This window comes from Phenylobacterium sp., assembly GCF_004299445.1.
GTDB lineage: Bacteria > Pseudomonadota > Alphaproteobacteria > Caulobacterales > Caulobacteraceae > Phenylobacterium.
The window spans coordinates 1-18,945 of the sequence record NZ_SCTC01000003.1 but is presented as its reverse complement, the minus strand read 5'-3'; the positions used below and the strand labels follow the sequence as shown (position 1 = coordinate 18,945).

Genomic DNA, 18,945 nt, shown 5'->3' with positions numbered 1-18,945 from the left:
GTTGCTAGAAGTCCTCCCGGAGCCCATCCGGGAGGACTTTTCATGAGCGGTCACCGCGTGATCCTGGTCTCGCCCCTGGCCAACGGCTGGGCCGTGCTGTGCGCCGGTCTCGAGCCCCTCGTGTTCCAGTCGGGCGGGCGCGCCGAGGCCCAGGCCAGACGGCTCGCCGCGTGCCTGGCTCAACTGGGCCGCGCGGTGCAGGTGCGCATCCTGGACCGGTCGCGAAACCTTGTCGGAGCCCAGCTCTATCCGGCGACGTGAGCCGCCGGTGCGATGGCCGCTGCGAGCGCAAAATATTCCATGATATCAGTCGCTTGATGAAGATCGCCCTTAACGGACGGTAAAGAGAAACATTGCGAAACACCAAGTGTTTTGCTGCGGTGCATCAATCGCCTTAGCCGGACGTTGGGGGACTTGGAGTCGTCGCTGTCGCGCCGCGTATCGCAGGAAGGTCCACTTTGGCGTCGTCCATGTTCCAGCACACTGTCCGGGCCCCGGCGCTGTTCGCCGGCGTCGGCGTCCACACGGGCGCCTACACCCGCGTGAACGTGCGCCCTGCTGCGGTCGGCGCCGGCATCGTCTTCGTCCGCACTGACGTGCGCGACCGTGACAACCTTATCCCCGCCACCGGCGAAGCGGTCTGCAAGACCCAGCTGGGCACCGTCATCGGCAACGCCGCCGGGGTCACCGTCTCGACCATCGAGCACCTGATGGCCGCCTTCGCCATGCTGGGCGTCGACAACGCCATCGTCGAGGTGGACGGGCCTGAGATGCCGATCATGGACGGCTCGTCGCTGCCCTTCGTCCGCATCCTGGACCGCGCCGGCCTGCGCCCGCAGGAAGCGGCCCGCAACTACATCGAGATCCTCGACACCGTCGAAGTGATCGACGGCGACAAGCGCGCGACGCTGAAGCCCGCCGATGGCTTTGAGGTGGCCTTTACGATCGAGTTCCCCACCGCCGCCATTGGCCGACAGGCCATCGACATGGCGATGGACGAACAAGCGTTCCGGGACGAACTCGCCGACTGCCGCACGTTCGGCTTCCTCAGCGACGTCGAGGCTCTGCGCGCCATGGGACTGGCCCGCGGCGGTTCGATGGAAAACTGCGTCGTGATCGATGACGACCGGGTGCTGAATCCGGAGGGCCTGCGTCGGCCCGACGAGTTCGTGCGCCACAAGGCGCTGGACGCCATCGGCGACCTTTACGTGCTGGGCGGCCCGGTGATCGGCCGCTTCGAAGGCGTTCTGGCCGGTCACGGTCTGAATAACGCCCTGGTGCGCGCGCTGCTGGCCCGCCCTGACGCCTGGCGCGTCTGCACCCTTGCCGAGGAACTGCGCGAGGCCGTCTAGGAGATGTTGCGAATTGTTCGCAACTGAGGCCTAATGCTCCGGCAGGAGGCCCCCATGCCCGACGACGCCAGCGCCAAGCTCGACGCCCTCTACGCCCCGCCCCACAAGCTGACCGTGGCCAAGGACATCGGCGTCGTCGATAAGCACGGCCGCCGCTTCATCGAGCTCTCGCCTTTCGTCGCGTTGGCGACCGTGGGGCCCAACGGGACGGTCGACGTGTCGCCCCGCGGCGGCGGGCCCGGCTTCATCAGAGTGTCCGAGGATGGGAAGACCCTGCTGATGCCGGATCGGCCGGGCAACAACCGCCTGGATTCGCTGCGCAACGTCGCCGAGGGCTCGGGTGAAGTCGGCCTCATGTTCATGATCCCCGGCGTGGACGACATCTACCGCGTCAACGGCCCGGCGAGCCTCGTCGTCGACGACGACCTGGCCAGGACCTTCGAGGAGTTCGGCAAGGTTCCGAAGACCCTGCTGAAGATCGAGGTGCGCGAGGCCTACCTGCACTGCCCCAAGGCGCTGATGCGCGCCGATCTCTGGGGCGACAGCCACAGGATCGACCGGGCGACCCTGCCGTCGCTGTCGGACATGATCACCGACCAGCTGGGGGTGGACCGCCCGAAGACCACCCACGCCGAACAGGTCGCGAGCCTGAAGCAGACGCTCTGATCTGCCGAGGCCCGTCCCGGGAAAGGACGGCAGCGGCCCCACCGCCGTTTGCTCGCCACAAGTGGTAGTGTAGAAGCGACTCCCGCGTGGGGGCGCGCGTCTGTCTTGAGGTGAAGGTGTCTTCGGTCCGAACGTCCGCCAAGGTGGTTCTTGTCACCGCCGCCTGCGCACTCGCCCTCTCCGCCTGCGCCGGAAACAGCAAGAAGAAGCCGCGTCTGGCCTATGAGGAGCGCCCGGTGGAGCTGCTGTATTCCACGGGCGCCGACCGGCTGGACCGGCGGCAGTGGAATCAGGCGGTCAACTACTTCCAGGAAGTGGAACGCCAGCATCCGTATTCGGAATGGTCGCGTCGTTCGATCCTGATGCAGGCCTACGCCCACTATCAGGGCAACGACTACGCCGAGGCTGTGGCCGACGCCGACCGCTTCATCCAGCTGTATCCGGGCAACCCGACCGCGGCCTATGCCCACTACATCAAGGCCATCTGCTACTTCGAGCAGATCGTCGACGTGAACCGCGACCAGGCGGCCACGGGCCAGGCGCTGGCGGCGCTGCGCGATGTGGTTCAGCGCTATCCGCGCACCGAGTACGCTTCTGACGCTCGCCTGAAGATCGACATGGTCAACGACCAGCTGGCCGGCAAGGAAATGACCATCGGCCGCTGGTACCTGCGCCAGGGCGACACGCTGGCCGCCACGAACCGCTTCCGCACCGTGGTCGACCGCTACCAGACCACCAGCCACACGCCCGAGGCGCTGTACCGGCTGGTCGAGAGCTATCTGACCCTGGGCCTGCTGGACGAGGCCAAGCGCAACGGCGCGGTGCTGGGCTACAATTATCCGGGCGATCCCTGGTACAACGACGCCTACAAGCTGCTGACGTCGAAGGGCCTGCGCCCGGCGGTCGAGCCCAAGTCGGGCGGCGGCGGCATGTTCCGGCTGCCGTTCACGCGCGACAAGGGCAAGACGGTGGCTCCGCCCGAGGCCAAGGAGACGAACGTCGCGGTCCAGGCCAGCAAGCAGGCCGATAAGAAGACCATCTTCCGGCTGCCGTTCGGCAAGAAGGAAGACAAACCGCTCCCGGCCCCTGCGCCCGAGACCCCTCCGTCCTGAACCTGGCGTCGGAATAGCGTCGCGCCCCTTCTAACCCATCTGATTCCAAGCGATCCTCCGCGGCGATGCTGATCGGTCTGCAGATCCGCGATGTGGTGTTGATCGAGGCCCTGGACCTGTCCATCGGGCCCGGCCTCACTGCGCTTACCGGCGAGACCGGCGCGGGCAAGTCGATCATCCTGGACGCCCTGGGCCTGGCCACCGGCGCGCGCGGCGACGCCGGCCTCGTGCGTCGGGGCGCCGCCCAGGCAGTGGCGACCGCCGTCTTCGCACCGGCGCCCACGCATCCGGTCTGGGACATTCTGGAAGACAAGGGCCTGGCCTACGCCAAGGACGAGGACCTGGTCCTGCGCCGCTCGCTCAGCGCCGACGGGCGAAGCCGGGCCTTCGTCAACGATCAGGCCACGGGCGTCGGCGTGCTCAAGGAACTGGGCGAAGCCCTGCTGGAAGTCCACGGGCAGCACGAGACCGTGGGCCTGCTCGACGCGCGCACGCATCGCCCGCTGCTGGACGCCTACGGCGACCTCGACCGCCGTCGCCAGGCCGTCGCCGGCGCCTGGGCCGGTTGGCGCGAGGCGCGCGAGCGGGTCGAGACCCTGCGCGCCGACGCCGCCCGTTCGGCGGCCGAGATCGAGGACCTGACCTTCCGCCTGTCCGAGCTGGACCGGCTGGATCCGCGCGACGGCGAGGAGACCGCCCTGGCCGAGGAGCGCGCCTTGCTGGGCGCCGCCGAGAAGGCGCTGGCCGATATCGCGGTGGCGCGGGAGACCTTCGACGGGCTGAGCGGCAAGGTCGCCCAGGCCATCCGCGCCCTGGAGCGCGCGCGGGAGCGCGCGCTGACCGCCGGCGCCGCCGCCGAGGGGCCAGCCACCAGCCGCCTGGCCGCCGCCGCCGAGGCTTTGGACCGGGTGCTGGTCGAGGCGGCCGAGGCCGAAGCTGCGATCGACAACGCCGCCGCGGCCTTCGACTTCGAGCCCGACCGCCTGGAGAAGACCGAGGAGCGGCTGTTCGACCTGCGGGGCCTCGCTCGCAAGCTGAACGTCGCCGTCGAGCAGCTCCCGAGCCTGCGCCTGCAGTTCGCCGAGCGCCTGCGGGCCGTGGAGAGCGCCGACGAGACCCTGAAGGCCGCCGAGGCCCAGGCCGCCGCCGCCCGCGCCGCCTACCTCGACGCCGCCAAGGCCCTTTCGGCTGACCGCCGCGTCGCCGGTGACGCCCTGACGTCCGCCGTCATGGCCGAACTCGCGCCGCTCAAGCTGGAGAAGGCCCGCTTCCGGGTCGCGGTTGAAATCCTGGCCGAGGACCGCGCCGGCCCCACGGGTCTCGATCGCGTGGCCTTCGAGATCGCCACCAACCCTGGGGCGCCGTTCGGCGACCTGGGCGCCATCGCCTCGGGCGGCGAGCTGGCCCGCTTCGCCCTGGCGCTGAAGGCGGCCCTGGCCGGCCGGGGGACCGGTCCCCAGCCGCTGATGATCTTCGACGAGGTGGACCAGGGCGTGGGCGGCGCCGTCGCCGATGCGGTGGGCCTGCGCCTCAAGCGCCTCGCATCTGCCGCCCAGGTTCTGGTCGTCACCCACAGCCCGCAGGTCGCCGCCCGCGCCGAGGCCCACTGGCGCATCGCCAAGGCCGGCGGCGCCGACCACGTCCGCACGGCCGTGGAGGTGCTCTCGCCCGCCGACCGCGAGGAGGAGATCGCCAGAATGCTCGCGGGCGCCCAGATCACCGACGCCGCGCGAGCCGCCGCCCGGGCGCTGATGGACGCTTAAGGCGCCTTCCTTTCCCACGAAGTGGGAGAGGGGGACCGCCCGCTCTTCGGCGAGCGGTCCCCCTCTCGCGCGTTCCGTGGGAAAGGAAGTATAGTTGCTTGTTTGTTCTGTTTTGCGCAAGGTGCGTGGAGCGCGCTAGACCTTCGCCCATGATCCCCGTCGCAGACCTCACCGAAGCCGAAGCCGTCCAGGAGCTCACGCGGCTCGCTGACGAGATCTCGCGGCACGACATCGCCTACCACCAGCACGACGAACCCGAGATCTCAGACGCCGACTACGATGCGCTCAAGCGGCGCAACACCGAGATCGAGGCGCGTTTTCCCCATCTGGTCCGCGAGAATTCGCCGTCGCTGAAGGTGGGCGCGGCCCGGTCCGAGAAGTTCGGCGCCGTCGAGCATGGCGTGCCGATGCTCAGCCTCGACAACGCCTTCGCCGACGACGAGGCGGCCGAGTTCGACGCCCGCATCCGCCGCTTCCTGCGGCTCTCGCCGACCGAGACCGTCGGCTACACGGCCGAGCCGAAGATCGATGGGCTGTCGTGCTCGATCCGCTATGTGAAAGGCGAACTCGTCCAGGCGGCCACCCGCGGCGACGGGCGGGTCGGCGAGGATGTCACCGCCAACGTCCGCACCATCCGCGAGATCCCGCACAAGCTGGCGGGCTCGGGTTGGCCCGACGAGATCGAGGTGCGGGGCGAAATCTATCTGGGCCACGAGGAGTTCGCGGCGCTCAACGCCGCCGCCGCCGAGGCCGGGCAGAAGACCTATGCCAACCCGCGCAACGCCGCAGCGGGCTCCCTTCGCCAGATCGACTCTGCCATTACGGCGGCCCGTCCGCTGCGCTTCTTCGCCTATGCGTGGGGCGCCCACTCGCAGCCGTTCGCCCAAACCCAGTGGGAGGCGCTGCAGAAGCTCAAAGACTGGGGGTTCCAGACCACCCCGCAAAGCGTTCGCGTTGAGAACGCGGCTGGCCTGCTGGCCGCTTACGCCACGATGGAGCAGGTGCGCCCGCACCTGGCCTATGACATCGACGGCGTCGTCTACAAGGTGGACCGGCTCGACTGGCAGCAGCGTCTGGGTTTCGTCAGCCGCGCGCCCCGGTGGGGCATCGCGCGGAAGTTCCCGGCCCAGCAGGCCCGCACGATCCTCGAGGCCATCGACATCCAGGTGGGACGCACGGGCGCGATCACCCCGGTCGCGCGGCTGCACCCCGTGACGGTGGGCGGCGTCGTGGTCGTCAACGCCACGCTGCACAATGCCGACGAAATCGCCCGCAAGGGTCTGCGCGTCGGTGACACGGTGATCCTGCAGCGGGCCGGCGACGTGATCCCCCAGATCGTCAGCGTCGTCGAGGACGAGCCACGCGGGCCCGAGCCGTTCGAGTTCCCCACCCATTGTCCGTGCCCGCTTCACACCGAGCTGGTGCGTGAGACCACCGCGGCGGGCGCCGAGACGGTGGTGCGGCGCTGTTCCGGTGAGTTCGCCTGCCCGTTCCAGAAGCTGGCCCACCTGCGACACTTCGTGAGCCGGCGCGCCTTCGACATCGAGGGCCTTGGCGAGAAGCAACTGACCACCTTCTCGGAAAAGGGCTGGCTGAACTCGCCCGCCGACATCTTCCGGCTGAAAGACCGCCGCGACGAGATCCTCACGCTCGATCGTTTCGGCGAGACCAGCGTCGGCAACCTTCTGGCCAGCATCGAGGAGCGCCGGAACATCGAGCTGGACCGGTTCATCTACGGCCTGGGCATCCGCCACGTCGGCGAGACCACCTCGACGGCGCTGGCGCGTCACTTCGAGACCGTGGCGCGGTTCGTCGAGACCTCGAAGCTGGCGGCCGAGCAGATGGCAGGCCCGCTCTATGCCGAGCTGTCGGATCTCGACGGCCTGGGCCCGACGGCCGTGTCGGCGGTGCTGGAGTTCGCGCGCTCGGGGCAGGGGCTGCTGGTCCCGCCCGACCTCTCGCTGGAAGCCCGCCTGCGGCTGGCGATCCCCAAGCTGAACACCAAGGCGCGCGCGGCGCTGGAGGCTCGCTTCGGCGACTGGGCCAGTTTCGAGGCCGGCGCCCGGCAGGCGGCGTCCGAGATCCCCGGTGACGCCTTCCTCGAAGTGGCCTCGGTGGACGCGGTCGGCGTCGTGGCGGCCCGCATGATCGCCGAGTTCTTCGCCGAGGATCACAATCGCGCTCTGGTGGAAGATCTGCTGGCCGAGCTCGAGGTCAAGGACGCCGAGCGTCCCAAGACCGACACGGCCGTCGCCGGAAAGACCGTGGTCTTCACCGGCAGCCTGGAGCGCATGACCCGCGACGAGGCCAAGGCGCAGGCCGAAAGGTTGGGCGCCAAGGTCTCGGGCTCGGTCTCGAAGAAGACCGACCTGGTGGTCGCCGGCCCCGGCGCCGGATCGAAGCTGAAGGACGCCGAAAAGCACGGCGTGCAGGTGCTGACCGAGGACGAGTGGATCGCCCTGGTGGGCGCCTAGTGGCCGCCACCGAAGAGATGCTGCTGATCGGCTTCGACCGACTGCGCTGCAACCTGCTGAACCTGGCCGAGTTGATTTTCGTCGAGGTCCTGGCTGGCGAGCCCGACAACCCCGCGGCGCTACGGCTGCTCGGGGTCGTTCGCTGCAAGCTGGGTCGCGGCGGTGAAGGTGTGAGACTTCTGCGCGAAGCCGCCGAACGCGCGCCGAGCCTGGAGGTTGTCTGGAACGACCTGGCCGTGGCGCTGCGGGATGCGGGCGAGCCGGGCGCCGAAGCCGCCCGGGCTCGGGCCGTGGCGCTGCGCGATCCCGCAGCCGCGCCTCTTGCTCCGCTGACGGGCCTGGTGTTTGCGACCGAGCGTGCGGTTCACGCCTTCGAGCTGGCCGACTATCGCTACACCGCCACGTTGCGGCACGGCGCGGGCCGGACGTCGCACCCTGAGCTCTCGGCGATTCTGGAACGCGGCCGCGACCGCTACGCCGCCTTCATCGGTGAGATGGGCGCGCTGCAGGCCGACTTCGCGCAGGTTGCGTTGGGCGGCAGCTACGAGTCCACGGACCCGTTCTGGTTCAACGTCTGGTTCCCCGCGCTGGACGGCATGGCGCTGACGACCATGCTGAAGCGGCGCAATCCGAAGCGCTTCCTGGAGATCGGCTCAGGCGTATCCACCAAGTTCGCGCGTCGCGCCGTGAGCCGCCTTGGCCTGCAAACGCGGCTGACCTCGATCGATCCCGAGCCGCGCAACGCCGTGGACCAGCTTTGCGACGAGGTCATCCGTCGGCCGTTGGAACAGTGCGACCCGGCGATGTTCCAAGCGTTGGACCCCGGCGACATCCTGTTCCTCGACAGTTCGCACCGCGCCTTTCAGGGCTCGGACGTCACGGTCTTCTTCACCGAGATCCTGCCGCGGCTGAAGCCCGGCGTGATCGTCCAGGTCCACGACATCTACCTGCCCGACGACTACATCTCCGGCCACCTGCGCCAGCTGTGGAACGAGCAGTACCTGCTGGCCGTGGCGCTGCTGTTCGGGCCCGACCGGTTCGAGATCCTATTCCCATGCTGGTGGGTCGGCCGCGATCCCGCGCTGAGACGCCAAGCGCGAGAGGCGGTCTGCCATGGGCCGCTGGAGAGCGTGGACCTCTACGGCGCGTCGTTCTGGATGCAGGTAAAGGGCTGATCCGCCCTCCGAGGGCTTCCCTTCCGCTTCGTGAAGGTGGTGGTCTGCGCGAACCACTGGCGTCCCGCCCGGAGGAGACAACATGAGCAACGCGTTCGAGACGGCCTGGAGCTGCTTCTCCGTCACCCTGGAGGGCCGGGTCGCCCACATCCGGCTCAACCGCCCGGACGCGTACAACGCCATGAACCGGGCGTTCTGGAACGAGCTGCCCGCCATCGTGCGTGACATCGACGACAATGCGCGCGCCCGCGCCATCGTCATTTCCTCGACCGGCAAGCACTTCTCCGCTGGGATGGATCTGCAGAATTTCGCCGGGGTGGGCGAGGCTGGCGCGCGGCCGGGAGACCGTTGGGTGCAGGCTGAAGCTTCGCGCCATCACTTGCGGTCGCTGCAGGACACCTTCTCGTGCCTGGACGAGGCGCGCGTCCCCGTCATCGCCGCCATCCAGGGCGGTTGCATCGGCGGCGGCGTCGACCTGACCAGCGCCTGCGACATCCGTTACGCCAGCGCTGATGCGTTTTTCTGCGTCCAGGAAATCAACATCGGCATGACCGCCGACGCGGGCACGTTCCCGAGGCTTTGCAAGCTGATCCCACAGGGCTGGGTGCGGGAGCTGGCCTATACCGGGCGGCGGATGCCGGCCGCGCAGGCGCTGCAGATCGGCCTCGTCAATGCCGTGCTGCCCGACCACGAGGCCGTCGTGGCCCATGCGCTCGCCGCGGCGGCCGAGATCGCCACGAAGGCGCCGCTGGCGGTGGCCGGGTCCAAGGTCATGATCAACCATGCCCGCGAGCACGGGACTGCCGCGTCGCTGGACTACCTGGGCGCCTGGCAGGCCGGCATGTTCGCAGGCCCTCACATGGCCGAGGCGTTCAAGGCCAAGCAAGAGGGCCGCGAGCCCGACTTCCCCGATCTTGTGCCGATCCATCGCGGCATGTGACCGAGGGATCTCAGCCCGGATTGTTGGCGGTCACGATCCAGGTCGCCGAGTCGAGCTTCACGCCGTCTGGGCCGTCGTGGGCTGACAGCGTCGCGCGGACAGCGGCGATCACCGCGTCGCGTTGATCGGGGTTCTCCCTGAGGAGGGCTCCCAGCGGGCCCACTTTCAACGAGACCGTCAGGGCCGTCTCAAGATCGCCGCTGCCGATCTTCTCCTGGTGCGGTCTGACCGCCACGCCGCTGAAGCCGGCAGCGTCCAGAATGCCTCGCAGTCGGTCCGCGTCGGCGAACGCGAAGGGTCCTGGAGCGGTGGGATCGGCCGCCGGTGGGGGTGCGGGCACGTGCGCCAGCGCCGCCTGCATGGGCAGGGTCATGATCGGGTTCGCGGCCGGCGCCTGCCAGCAAACGAACGCCATCCGTCCGCCCGGCTTCAGGGCGCGACGAAGATTGGCGAAGGCCGCCGTCGGTTCGGAGAAGAACATCACGCCGAAGCGAGAGAAGAGCGCGTCGTAGCCGGCCACGGGAAACGGGTGGGACTGGCCGTCCGCCTCTAGGAACTCGACGTTCGCCAGCCGCTCGGCCCGTCGGCGCGCCGTCTCCAGCAGTGGCCGCGAGATATCGACGCCGGTGGCGCGTCCGGTGGGGCCGACCTGTTCAGCCAATTGCAGCGTCGTGGCGCCGGCGCCGCAGCCCACGTCCAGAACGGATTCACCAGGCCGAAGGGCCAGCGCCCGCATCGCCGCGCGGCCGAGGGGCGCCAGTTGCCGGTCCAGCGGATCGACCATGTCGACCCAGGTGGGACCGGCCTGCTCGTTCCAGTAGGCGGCCTGTTGGGCGTTGGGGGGCTGGCTCATCAGATCGCCGCCGTGACGTCGAGGAGCCAGCTTCGGACCTCCGGTTCCACCAGGGGTCCGATCACGTCTCGCACCTTGGCGTGATAGGCGTCGAGTTGGGCCCGCTCGTCGGCGCTCAGCAGGTCGCGGTCGATCAGGCGGCGGTCGATCGGCGCGAGGGTCAGGGTTTCGAAGCCCAGCATCGGCCGCTCGCCGCCCGGAATCTGCGCTGCCTCGGTGACGACCTGCAGATTCTCGATGCGGATGCCGTAGCCGCCTTCCTTGTAGTAGCCCGGCTCGTTCGAGAGGATCATTCCGGGGCGCAGCGCTACCGCGTTGGGCGCCTTGGCGATACGCTGTGGGCCCTCGTGGACGCCGAGATAGCTGCCGACGCCGTGGCCGGTGCCATGGTCGTAGTCCAGGCCATGCATCCACAGCGCGTGACGCGCCAGGATGTCGAGGGCCGAACCGGTGGTCCCGGCCGGGAAGCGAATACCCGCCAGCGCCAGGTGACCCTTCAGCACCAGGGTGAAGCGCTGGCGCATCTCGGCGGCCGGCTCGCCGATGGCGACCGTGCGAGTGACGTCGGTGGTGCCGTCCAGGTACTGGGCGCCGGAGTCGATCAACAGCAGCGAGCCGGTCTCAGCCCGCTTGTTCAGGCGCTCGGTCGGACGGTAGTGGACGATCGCCCCGTTGGAGGCGGCGCCGGCGATGGTGTCGAACGACAGGTCCTTCAGCGCGCCGGTGGCCTCACGGAAGCTCTCGAGTTTGGTGACGGCGGTGATCTCGTCGGGCGGGTTCACCTGCCCCTCGGTCGCGACCCAGTGCAGGAAGCGGGTCAGGGCGGCGCCGTCGCGAATGTGGGCGTTGCGCGAGCCCTGGATCTCCACGGCGTTCTTGCATGCGCGAGGCAGGGCGCAGGGGTCTTCGGCGCGGATCACCGTCGCGCCGGCTTCGGCCAGGGTGTCAAAGTACCAGGCCGAGGACTGAGCCGGGTCCACCACCACGCTCTGGCCCTTCAACTCGGCCAGCGCGGCGGGCAGGTCATCGGGCGTCTCCAGCCGCACCTGATTGCCCAGCCACGCGCGCAGGTCCGGCGTCACCTTGGCCGGATCCAGGAACAGGCGCGCCGCGCCGTCCTTGTTCAGGATGGCCTGGCCGAGGGGCAGGGGCGAGCGGATGACGTCGCCGCCGCGCACGTTGAACAACCAGGCGATGGTCGAGGGCGCCGTCAGCACGGCCGCGTCGCCGCCGCGCGCGGCCACCGCCTTGCCGACCCGGGCGCGCTTGGCATTGGAGTCCTCGCCCGAGAACTCGGCCGGATGGGGGACGACAGGGGCGGTCGGCTGGGCCGGACGAGCCTGGCCCCACGCGCGGTCCAGAGGGTTGTCATTGACCGCGACGAGGGCGGCCCCGGTCTTGGCGGCGGCTTCCTTCAGGCGGGCCAGGGCGTCGGGGCTGTGCAGGCGCGGGTCGTAGCCGATCCTCTGGCCGCGCGCGGTCGCGGTTTCCAGATAGGCGGGCACGCCGCCTTCGACCAGGTCGCGGATCTCGAACAACTGGGCGTCCACCTGGTCGCGAACCTGCAGCGTATAGCGGCCGTCCACGAAGACTGCAGCCTTGTCCCTCAGGATCACGGCGGCGCCGGCCGAGCCGGTGAAGCCGGTGGCCCAGGCCAGGCGGTCGTTGGCGGCCGGGAGGTATTCGTTCTGATGCTCGTCCTCATGCGGGACGAGGAACCCGTCCAGGCCCTGCTGCGCCATGGCTTCCCGGATCAGCGGCACATGGCGGGGCCCAAACGAGCGGTCGGTGGTCTCATCGAAGGTCTGACGCATGGACAGGGATGTAAGCCCTTCCCGCGGGCTCGGCAAAGGGCCGGCGACGTGCTTATTGTGTCCGGGTAAAATTGACTTTCCGTCTATAGCCTATATGGAGCCCGTCCGACTGCGGAGCGACGCCATGAATCCCGAGCTTGTGTTCAGCGTGACCAACATCGCCGCCCTGGCGGCCTGGGTCGTGCTTGTCTGTTACCCGTTACGCCGCGAGCCGATCGTGCTCGCGGCCCGTGGGTTCGCGGCGGCCCTGTCTGTGGTCTACGTGGTGCTGCTGGCGCGCGGCCTGTCCGAGGGCGGCGCGCCCGACTTCACGACGCTCGCCGGGGTCAGCGCGCTCTTCGCGCAGCCGGAGCACGCTGTGTTGGGTTGGACCCACTATCTGGCCTTCGATCTCTGGGTGGGGACGTGGGCGGTCGAGGAGGCGGCGCGACGGCGGCTGCCCTACCTGCTGGTGCTGCCCTGCCTGGCGCTGACGTTCCTCGTCGGACCAGTGGGCCTCGTGGGCTTCCTCGGCCTGTGCGCAGGTTGGCGCCTGCGCAGTGCGGAGCGCGCCTGATGGACAAGCAATCCCGCCGTGAGGCCGTCCGAGACTGGAAGGAACGGAAGGTGGCGGTCGGCGTCTATGCGATCCGTTGCGCGCCGACCGGTGAGGTCTGGGTCGCGGGATCGCGCAATCTCGACGCCCAGCAGAACTCCCTGTGGTTCAGCCTGCGCACCGGCGGCCATGGCAACCGCGACCTGCAGACGGCCTGGAACGCCCATGGCGCGGAGGCCTTCAGCTTCGAGCCGCTGGAGCGCATCGACGATGAGGACCTGACGCCGTTGGGCCGCGCCGACCTGATCAAGACCCGCGAGCGTCACTGGCTGGCGACGCTCGGAGCGAAGAAGGCGGTGGGCTAGCGGGGCGGCTCGACGCTGACAGCGTCCTCGGCCGTGTCGGCGGCCACCGCGGCGGCCTGTTCCGTGCGATCGGCCGCAGCCTTGGCGGCGCTCTCTGTGGCCGAGGCGGCGCCCGTCGCCGCGTCCTGAGCGGCCTGGGCGGCGTTGGCGGCGGCGAGCTGTGCGCTGGCCGCGGCGTTGGCGAGATTGGCCTCGGCGACACCCTGGTCACGCGCGGCCTGCAGGTCGTCGGCGCTGGGGCCTGTGGCGCTGACCATGAAGAACACCGCCACCAGCGCCACGATGGCGACGAGGGCCGCGATCCACCAGCCGGTGGCGTTGCCCCCGCGGCGGATCACGACCCGCTCGGGTTCGGTCGTCGTGGTGGTGACCCGTTCGTAGTCCGGCATCGTCATCGTCCTTCGCTTCACGGCCCCGCTTGGACGGGCAGGAAGAACGTGGCGGGGCGACGTCGGTTCCTAGGGGCGTTGCAGGACCAGCGTAGCCCAGGCGTCCCGGTGGAGCCGGCGCACGAGCCGGAAGCCCTTGGAGGTGTAGGCCGCCGTCACCCGACGCTCCTGGGTGCGCAGTAGGCCCGACAGGATCGTCAGGCCGCCCGGCTTCAGCGCCCGCTTGATGTCCTGCGACAGCGCCACCAGCGGCGGGGCCAGGATGTTGGCGAACACCAGGTCGTAGGGGCCATCCTTGCGCACGAGGGCGTCGTTCAGGCCGAAGGCGTGGACGAAGCGGGCGGTCGACTGGTTCAGCCGGGCGTTCTCATTGGCGATCCGCACCGACGGGGCGTCGATGTCGGTGCCGACGGCGATCGGCGTGCCGGTGCGCGCCGCGGCGATGGCGAGCACGCCGGTGCCGCAGCCCACGTCGAGAACGCGCTTGAATCGCTTGGCCTTCAGCAGGTCGTGGAACGCCTGGAGGCAGCCCATCGTCGTGCCGTGGTGGCCGGTGCCGAAGGCGGCGCCCGCCTCGATGCGCAGGTTCACCGTGCTGGCCGGAGCGAGGCCCTTGTCGTGGGCGCCGTAGACGAAGAAGCGGCCTGCGCGCACGGGCGGCAGGCCGGACAGCGCCATGGCCAGCCAGTCCGCGTCGGCCAGCTTCTCGACCAGGACGCGCAGGCCGGGGTAGCCCTTCAGAACCTCGACGATCGCGGCCTGTTCGTCGGCCTCGGTGGGGAAGGCGTCGATGCGCCAGACGTCATGGTCCTCGTCCTCCTCCAGGATGGAGAAGGTGAGGGCCTCGGTCGCGGGGTCCGCCTCAAGGGCGGCCGCTGCGGCTTCGGCGACCGCGCGGGGGCCGCGGGCGATGATCTGGATGGCCTCGTCGCTCATGGGCGGGAGGCTCTATAGGCAGAGGTGACGAAAGGCGAGGGGCGATACGCTCAGCTCTCTCGTCTCAGGCGGGGTCGAAAAGCTCGACCGGCGGCTCGGGCGGCTGCGGAAGGTCGGATGGGTTGTAGGCGTTGCCGCTCTGCGAGGGGTAGAGCGGCGCCTCTCGGGGCTCGTCCTCCCAGCGGGTCGGCGCGGTGGCCTCGGCGGTCTGGGCGTGCTCGGCGATGTCGTAGGCGGCGGGTTCGGCGCGCTCTTCGTAGGCCAGGACCCGGTCGGCCACGGGCGGCGCCTGGGTGTAGTTCGTCCCGGTGACGTAGTCGGGGACCTGGGCGGCGTAGGCGCTCAGTCCGCGCTCAGCGCCCGCGGCGTAGTTGCGGGCGCCGCCGCCGGCCCACGTCTGCTGCGGCGCGAGGATGCCGTCGCTCAGCGGGGGCTGGACGGCGCCCCCCAGCATCAGGCCGGCCAGGACGGCGAGGCTCGCGCCGGTGAAGATTCGCTTGAGATCGTCGCTGCGGATGAATTTCCCCATGCCGCACATACGCGCGGGCCGCGAGTTGGTTGCAGCTTCACAGCCACTTGGCGCGGCGGAACGCGAGATAGAGGCCGACGCAGATGACGACCACGACCGCGACCACGACCAGATAGCCGTATTGCCAGCGCAGTTCGGGCATCACGTCGAAGTTCATGCCGTAGAGGCCGAAGATCATGGTGGGCACCGCGAGGATCGCGGCGCCGGCGGTCAGGCGGCGACTGACGTCGTTCTGGCGCTGCTGTTCGAACAGGTTGGCCACCTCGAACACCGACGACAGCACCTCGCGCAGACCTTCGATAGCCGAGGATACGCGGCGCACGTGGTCGCCCACGTCGCGGAAGTAGGGGCGGATCGCGGCGTTCATGAAGGGCAGATGGAGGTGCTCCAGCTTGGCGCAGACCTCCTCCATCGGGCCCAGCATGCGCCGGAAGCGCGTCAGCTCCTGGCGCAGGTTGAACAGGTGGGTGACGTCGTCGCGGCTGAGGAAGGCGTCGAGGCAGCGGCGCTCGATGGCGAGAACCTCCTCCTCGATCTCGTCGACGATGGGCTGGTAGGTGTCGACGATGAAGTCGAGCAGCGCGTAGAGCACATAGGCCACGCCGTGGCTGAGCAGGGAGGGCGCATCCTCCAGGTGGCGGCGCACCTCGGTGTAGGCATGCGCGCCGCCCCGCCGGATCGTGATGATCGTGTTCTTGCAGAGGAAGGCGCAGGTCTCGCCATAGACGATGGTCTCGCCCTCGAGCCGGGCCGTGCGGGCGGCCACGAAGATCTGGTCGCCGTAGACGCTGACCTTGGGCAGCGGGTGCTCGCAGAGCGCGTCCTCGACCGCCAGCGGGTGCAGGCCGAACTTGGCCTGGAGCGGGCCGAGTTCTGCGGGTTCGGGATCCACCAGCCCGATCCAGGCGAACTGGTGCGCCTGCACCGGCCGGTCGTCCGCGTCATGCACCCGCAGGTGCCGCAGACGATGTCCCTCCGAATAGACCCTGGCGGCCGCTATTGGCATGCGATGTCCCGATCCCCGGGGGGATGAGAGAGCAAAGGGGTAGGGATGGCAACGCCTTGGCGCGGCGCCAGCGCCCCCTCCACCACTTCGTGGTCCCCCTCCCCCGCAAGCGGGTGAGGAACTGGGGGCAATCGAACCACTTCAGTTCCTCCCCCATGCCAATGGGGGAGGGGGACCGCGAAGCGGTGGAGGGGGCGCTGCATCTATCCCTGCTTCTCCACGAAGCTGTCGATGACCTTCTTTTCGCCGGCCTTGTCGAAGGCGACGGTGAGCTTGTTGCCTTCGACGCCCTTCACCGAGCCGTAGCCGAACTTGATGTGGAAGACGCGGTCGCCGCGCTTGAAGTCCGAGGCGGCCGAGCTGGCGGAGGTGGCGACGAGGCGGCCGTCGCCTTCGATGACAGCCTGCCGGCCCGGGTGGCTGCCGCGGTACTGGTTGGCCTGGGCGCGGCGCCAGCCCGGTGAATCGTAGCCGTTGCCGAACTTGGGGTCCTCGTCCCAGCGGCTGCCGTGCTGCTGCATGCCGGGGCCGCCGCCGTAGTAGCCAGTCTCGGAGCTGGCCTCGACGTTGGCCAGCGGCAGTTCGTCGACGAAGCGGCTGGGCAGCTGGCTGGTCCAGCGGCCGTAGACCTGGCGGTTGGCGGCGAAGCTGATGCGGGCCTCTTCGCGGGCGCGGGTGATGCCGACGTAGGCCAGTCGGCGCTCCTCCTCGAGGCCCTTTTCGCCGCTCTCGTCCATCGAGCGCTGGGACGGGAAGACGCCTTCCTCCCAGCCGGGCAGGAAGACCAGCGGCCACTCCAGCCCCTTGGCCTGGTGCAGGGTCATGACCTGGACGCTGTCGGCCTGGGGCCCGCGCTCGAGCTCCATCACCAGCGAGACATGCTCGAGATAGGCCTCCAGCGTCTCGTAGCTGCCCATCGACTGGACCAGTTCCTTCAGGTTCTCGAGCCGGCCCTGGGCCTGGGGCGATTTGTCGAGCTTGAGCGCGTCGGTGTAGCCGCTCTCCTCCAGCACCGCCTCCATCAGGCGCGCGTGGTGGACCTGGCCGGCCTGGCTGCGCCAGCGGTCGAGATCGCGCAGGAAGTTGGCCAGCGACGTGCGGGTGCGGGCGGCCAGTTCGTCGGTGCGGACGATCTCCTCGGCGGCCTGGGTCAGGGTGCGGAAGCGGGTCGCGCCCGAGATCTCGGCCTCGTTCACCACCTCGCCGGTGCGGCCGTCGAACAGCGGAGCGTCGTCATGCAGCCGGGTGGGGCGCATGCCGGCCAGGGCGTGCAGGCGCTGGACGGTGGTGTCGCCGATGCCCCGCTTGGGAACGTTGACGATCCGCTCGAAGGCCAGGTCGTCGGCCGGCGACTGGATCAGCCGCAGGTAGGCAATGGCGTCGCGGATCTCGGCGCGCTCGAAGAAGCGCGGGCCGCCGATGACCACATAGGGGATCTGGAGCAGGACGAACCGCTCTTCGAAGGCCCGCATCTGGAACGAGGCGCGGACCAGGATCGAGATGTCGGAGTACTTGCGGCCCTTGCGCTTGGCCCGCTCGATCTCCTCGGCGATCAGCCGGCTCTCGGCCTCGCCGTCCCAGATGCCGCGCACCACGACCTTTTCGCCGTCGTTGGCCTCGGTCCACAGGGTCTTGCCCAGGCGGCTCTTGTTGGTGGCGATCAGGCCCGAGGCGGCGGCCAGGATGTGGCTGGTCGAGCGGTAGTTGCGCTCCAGCCGGACCACCTTCGCGCCCGGGAAGTCGCGCTCGAAGCGCAGGATGTTGTCCACCTCGGCGCCGCGCCAGCCGTAGATCGACTGATCGTCGTCGCCCACGCAGCAGAGGTTCTGGCTCTTCTGGGCCAGGAGGCGCAGCCACAGGTACTGGGCGACGTTGGTGTCCTGGTACTCGTCGACCAAGAGGTAGCGGAAGCGGTTGTGATACTCGGCCAGCACGTCCGGCTGGCTGGTGAAGATGGTCAGGTTGTGCAGCAGGAGGTCGCCGAAGTCGCAGGCGTTCAGGATGCGCAGCCGCTCCTGGTAGAGGCGGTACATCGCCTGGCCCTTGCCGTTGGCGAAGGCCTGGGCCTCGGAGGGCGGCAGCTGGTCGGGACGCCAGCCGCGGTTCTTCCACTGGTCGATCAGGCCCGCCAGCATCTTGGGCGACCAGCGCTTGGCGTCGATGTTCTCGGCCTCGAGGATCTGCTTGATCAGGCGTTCCTGATCGTCGGTGTCGAGGATCGTGTAGTTCGACTTCAGGCCGACCAGCTCGGCGTGACGGCGCAGGATCTGGGCGGCCACCGAGTGGAAGGTGCCCAGCCAGCGCAGGCCCTCGGCCGACGGGCCGATGATATGGGCGATCCGCTCGCGCATCTCGCGCGCGGCCTTGTTGGTGAAGGTGACGGCCAGCAGTTCCCACGGTCGGGCCCGGCCGGTGGCGAGGATGTGGGCCAGTCGGGTGGTCAGCACCTTGGTCTTGCCCGTCCCTGCGCCCGCGAGCACCAGCACCGGGCCGTCCACGGTCTCGACGGCCTCACGCTGTTCGGGATTGAGGCCCGCAAGATAGTCGTCCGGCCGCGCGTCGACGCGGGCCAGGTCGGAGATGCGGGGGGTGGGAGTCGAGTCGAACAGGGACATTTGGAACATATGTAGCACAAAGGGCCGCCGGCTTAAGGGGCGGAACGTCCTGTGGTTTGAACTCCCGAAATTGCGGAAGGCGCGGAAAGGGCTGGGCCTCGGACGCTGTGCGCGCCGCAGGCGCTGTTTGGATTCAACCACGAACCACACGAACCACACGAACATGCGGTCGCGCGCTCCGAGCGGTGGCCTGGGAGCGTTCGTGTGGTTCGTGTGGTTCGTGGTTCGAAATAGAGGGCGCTTCGCGCGGGTGGGGCGTCAGCCGGAGGGGCGCCAGGGCGGTTTCGAGGGACGCGCCGGGGTGTGATGCGGTGCCGTCGCGTGCAGGCCGGCGGTGAAGGCGCGGGCGGCGGCGTTGGCGGCGGCGACGTCTTCGGGTGTGGCGGGTTCGGGGTCGGGGAAGAAGGTGGGCGCCGGCAGG

At 69.4% G+C, this 18,945-nt stretch carries 17 protein-coding genes; 10 read left to right on the top strand and 7 right to left on the bottom strand.

Translation table 11 applies throughout. The annotated features are described in order from the left end of the window. Positions 1–42: 42 nt before the first annotated feature. The 8 genes from EPN98_RS00315 to EPN98_RS00280 all read left to right on the top strand — a co-directional run bounded on the left by EPN98_RS00315 (position 43) and on the right by EPN98_RS00280 (position 9,482). Positions 43–261: a hypothetical protein gene (locus EPN98_RS00315; protein WP_293358673.1), complete on the top strand. Its 219-nt coding sequence runs from the start codon at positions 43–45 to the stop codon at positions 259–261. A gap of 209 nt (positions 262–470) precedes the next feature. Beyond that, positions 471–1,352 carry a UDP-3-O-acyl-N-acetylglucosamine deacetylase gene (lpxC, locus tag EPN98_RS00310; protein WP_293358670.1) on the top strand — a complete coding sequence of 294 codons (882 nt, stop codon included), beginning with the start codon at positions 471–473 and terminating at the stop codon, positions 1,350–1,352. A gap of 54 nt (positions 1,353–1,406) precedes the next feature. Further along, entirely contained in the window at positions 1,407–2,018 is a 612-nt protein-coding gene (locus EPN98_RS00305; protein WP_293358667.1) for an MSMEG_1061 family FMN-dependent PPOX-type flavoprotein, read from the top strand. A gap of 116 nt (positions 2,019–2,134) precedes the next feature. Then, positions 2,135–3,130: an outer membrane protein assembly factor BamD gene (locus EPN98_RS00300; RefSeq protein WP_293358664.1), complete on the top strand. Its 996-nt coding sequence runs from the start codon at positions 2,135–2,137 to the stop codon at positions 3,128–3,130. A gap of 65 nt (positions 3,131–3,195) precedes the next feature. Further along, positions 3,196–4,893 carry a DNA repair protein RecN gene (gene recN / locus EPN98_RS00295; protein ID WP_293358661.1) on the top strand — a complete coding sequence of 566 codons (1,698 nt, stop codon included), beginning with the start codon at positions 3,196–3,198 and terminating at the stop codon, positions 4,891–4,893. A gap of 149 nt (positions 4,894–5,042) precedes the next feature. Further along, a complete protein-coding gene (gene ligA, locus EPN98_RS00290) occupies positions 5,043–7,367 on the top strand; it encodes an NAD-dependent DNA ligase LigA (RefSeq protein WP_293358658.1) in 2,325 nt (774 codons plus the stop codon). Beyond that, the gene (locus tag EPN98_RS00285) at positions 7,367–8,542 is read left to right on the top strand and encodes a class I SAM-dependent methyltransferase (protein ID WP_293358655.1); all 1,176 of its coding nucleotides are present in this window, start codon (positions 7,367–7,369) and stop codon (positions 8,540–8,542) included. Before ligA ends, EPN98_RS00285 begins: the two co-directional genes overlap by 1 nt. An 82-nt stretch (positions 8,543–8,624) precedes the next feature. Continuing rightward, a complete protein-coding gene (locus EPN98_RS00280) occupies positions 8,625–9,482 on the top strand; it encodes a crotonase/enoyl-CoA hydratase family protein (RefSeq protein ID WP_293358652.1) in 858 nt (285 codons plus the stop codon). A gap of 10 nt (positions 9,483–9,492) precedes the next feature. On the opposite strand, the gene EPN98_RS00275 is transcribed toward EPN98_RS00280, so the two are convergent. Both EPN98_RS00275 and EPN98_RS00270 read right to left on the bottom strand, forming a co-directional pair. Beyond that, positions 9,493–10,335: a class I SAM-dependent methyltransferase gene (locus EPN98_RS00275; protein WP_293358649.1), complete on the bottom strand. Its 843-nt coding sequence runs from the start codon at positions 10,333–10,335 to the stop codon at positions 9,493–9,495. Then, positions 10,335–12,149: an aminopeptidase P family protein gene (locus EPN98_RS00270; protein ID WP_293358646.1), complete on the bottom strand. Its 1,815-nt coding sequence runs from the start codon at positions 12,147–12,149 to the stop codon at positions 10,335–10,337. Before EPN98_RS00270 ends, EPN98_RS00275 begins: the two co-directional genes overlap by 1 nt. 124 nt (positions 12,150–12,273) lie before the next feature. On the opposite strand from EPN98_RS00270, the gene EPN98_RS00265 reads away from it, so the two are divergent. Together EPN98_RS00265 and EPN98_RS00260 are read left to right on the top strand one after the other, a co-directional pair. After that, positions 12,274–12,705 carry an ABA4-like family protein gene (locus EPN98_RS00265; protein ID WP_293358643.1) on the top strand — a complete coding sequence of 144 codons (432 nt, stop codon included), beginning with the start codon at positions 12,274–12,276 and terminating at the stop codon, positions 12,703–12,705. Then, complete coding sequence (locus EPN98_RS00260; protein ID WP_293358640.1) at positions 12,705–13,049, top strand: GIY-YIG nuclease family protein; 345 nt, start codon at positions 12,705–12,707, stop codon at positions 13,047–13,049. Before EPN98_RS00265 ends, EPN98_RS00260 begins: the two co-directional genes overlap by 1 nt. Here EPN98_RS00260 and EPN98_RS00255 read toward each other — a convergent pair. From EPN98_RS00255 to EPN98_RS00235, 5 genes are all read right to left on the bottom strand, one after another. Continuing rightward, complete coding sequence (locus EPN98_RS00255; protein ID WP_293358638.1) at positions 13,046–13,438, bottom strand: hypothetical protein; 393 nt, start codon at positions 13,436–13,438, stop codon at positions 13,046–13,048. The genes EPN98_RS00260 and EPN98_RS00255 overlap by 4 nt on opposite strands. A 69-nt stretch (positions 13,439–13,507) precedes the next feature. Further along, on the bottom strand, positions 13,508–14,374 hold the full coding sequence (locus tag EPN98_RS00250) for a 50S ribosomal protein L11 methyltransferase (protein ID WP_293358636.1): 867 nt from the start codon (positions 14,372–14,374) through the stop codon (positions 13,508–13,510). Positions 14,375–14,438: 64 nt separating this feature from the next. After that, positions 14,439–14,903 (bottom strand): hypothetical protein, encoded by a 465-nt coding sequence (locus EPN98_RS00245; RefSeq protein ID WP_293358634.1) that lies wholly within the window; start codon positions 14,901–14,903, stop codon positions 14,439–14,441. Positions 14,904–14,940: 37 nt separating this feature from the next. Beyond that, complete coding sequence (locus EPN98_RS00240) at positions 14,941–15,909, bottom strand: magnesium and cobalt transport protein CorA (RefSeq protein WP_293358631.1); 969 nt, start codon at positions 15,907–15,909, stop codon at positions 14,941–14,943. Between the two features lie 203 nt (positions 15,910–16,112). Further along, positions 16,113–18,524, bottom strand: a complete 2,412-nt coding sequence (locus EPN98_RS00235; RefSeq protein ID WP_293358627.1) for an ATP-dependent helicase — start codon at positions 18,522–18,524, stop codon at positions 16,113–16,115. Positions 18,525–18,945 lie beyond the last annotated feature (421 nt).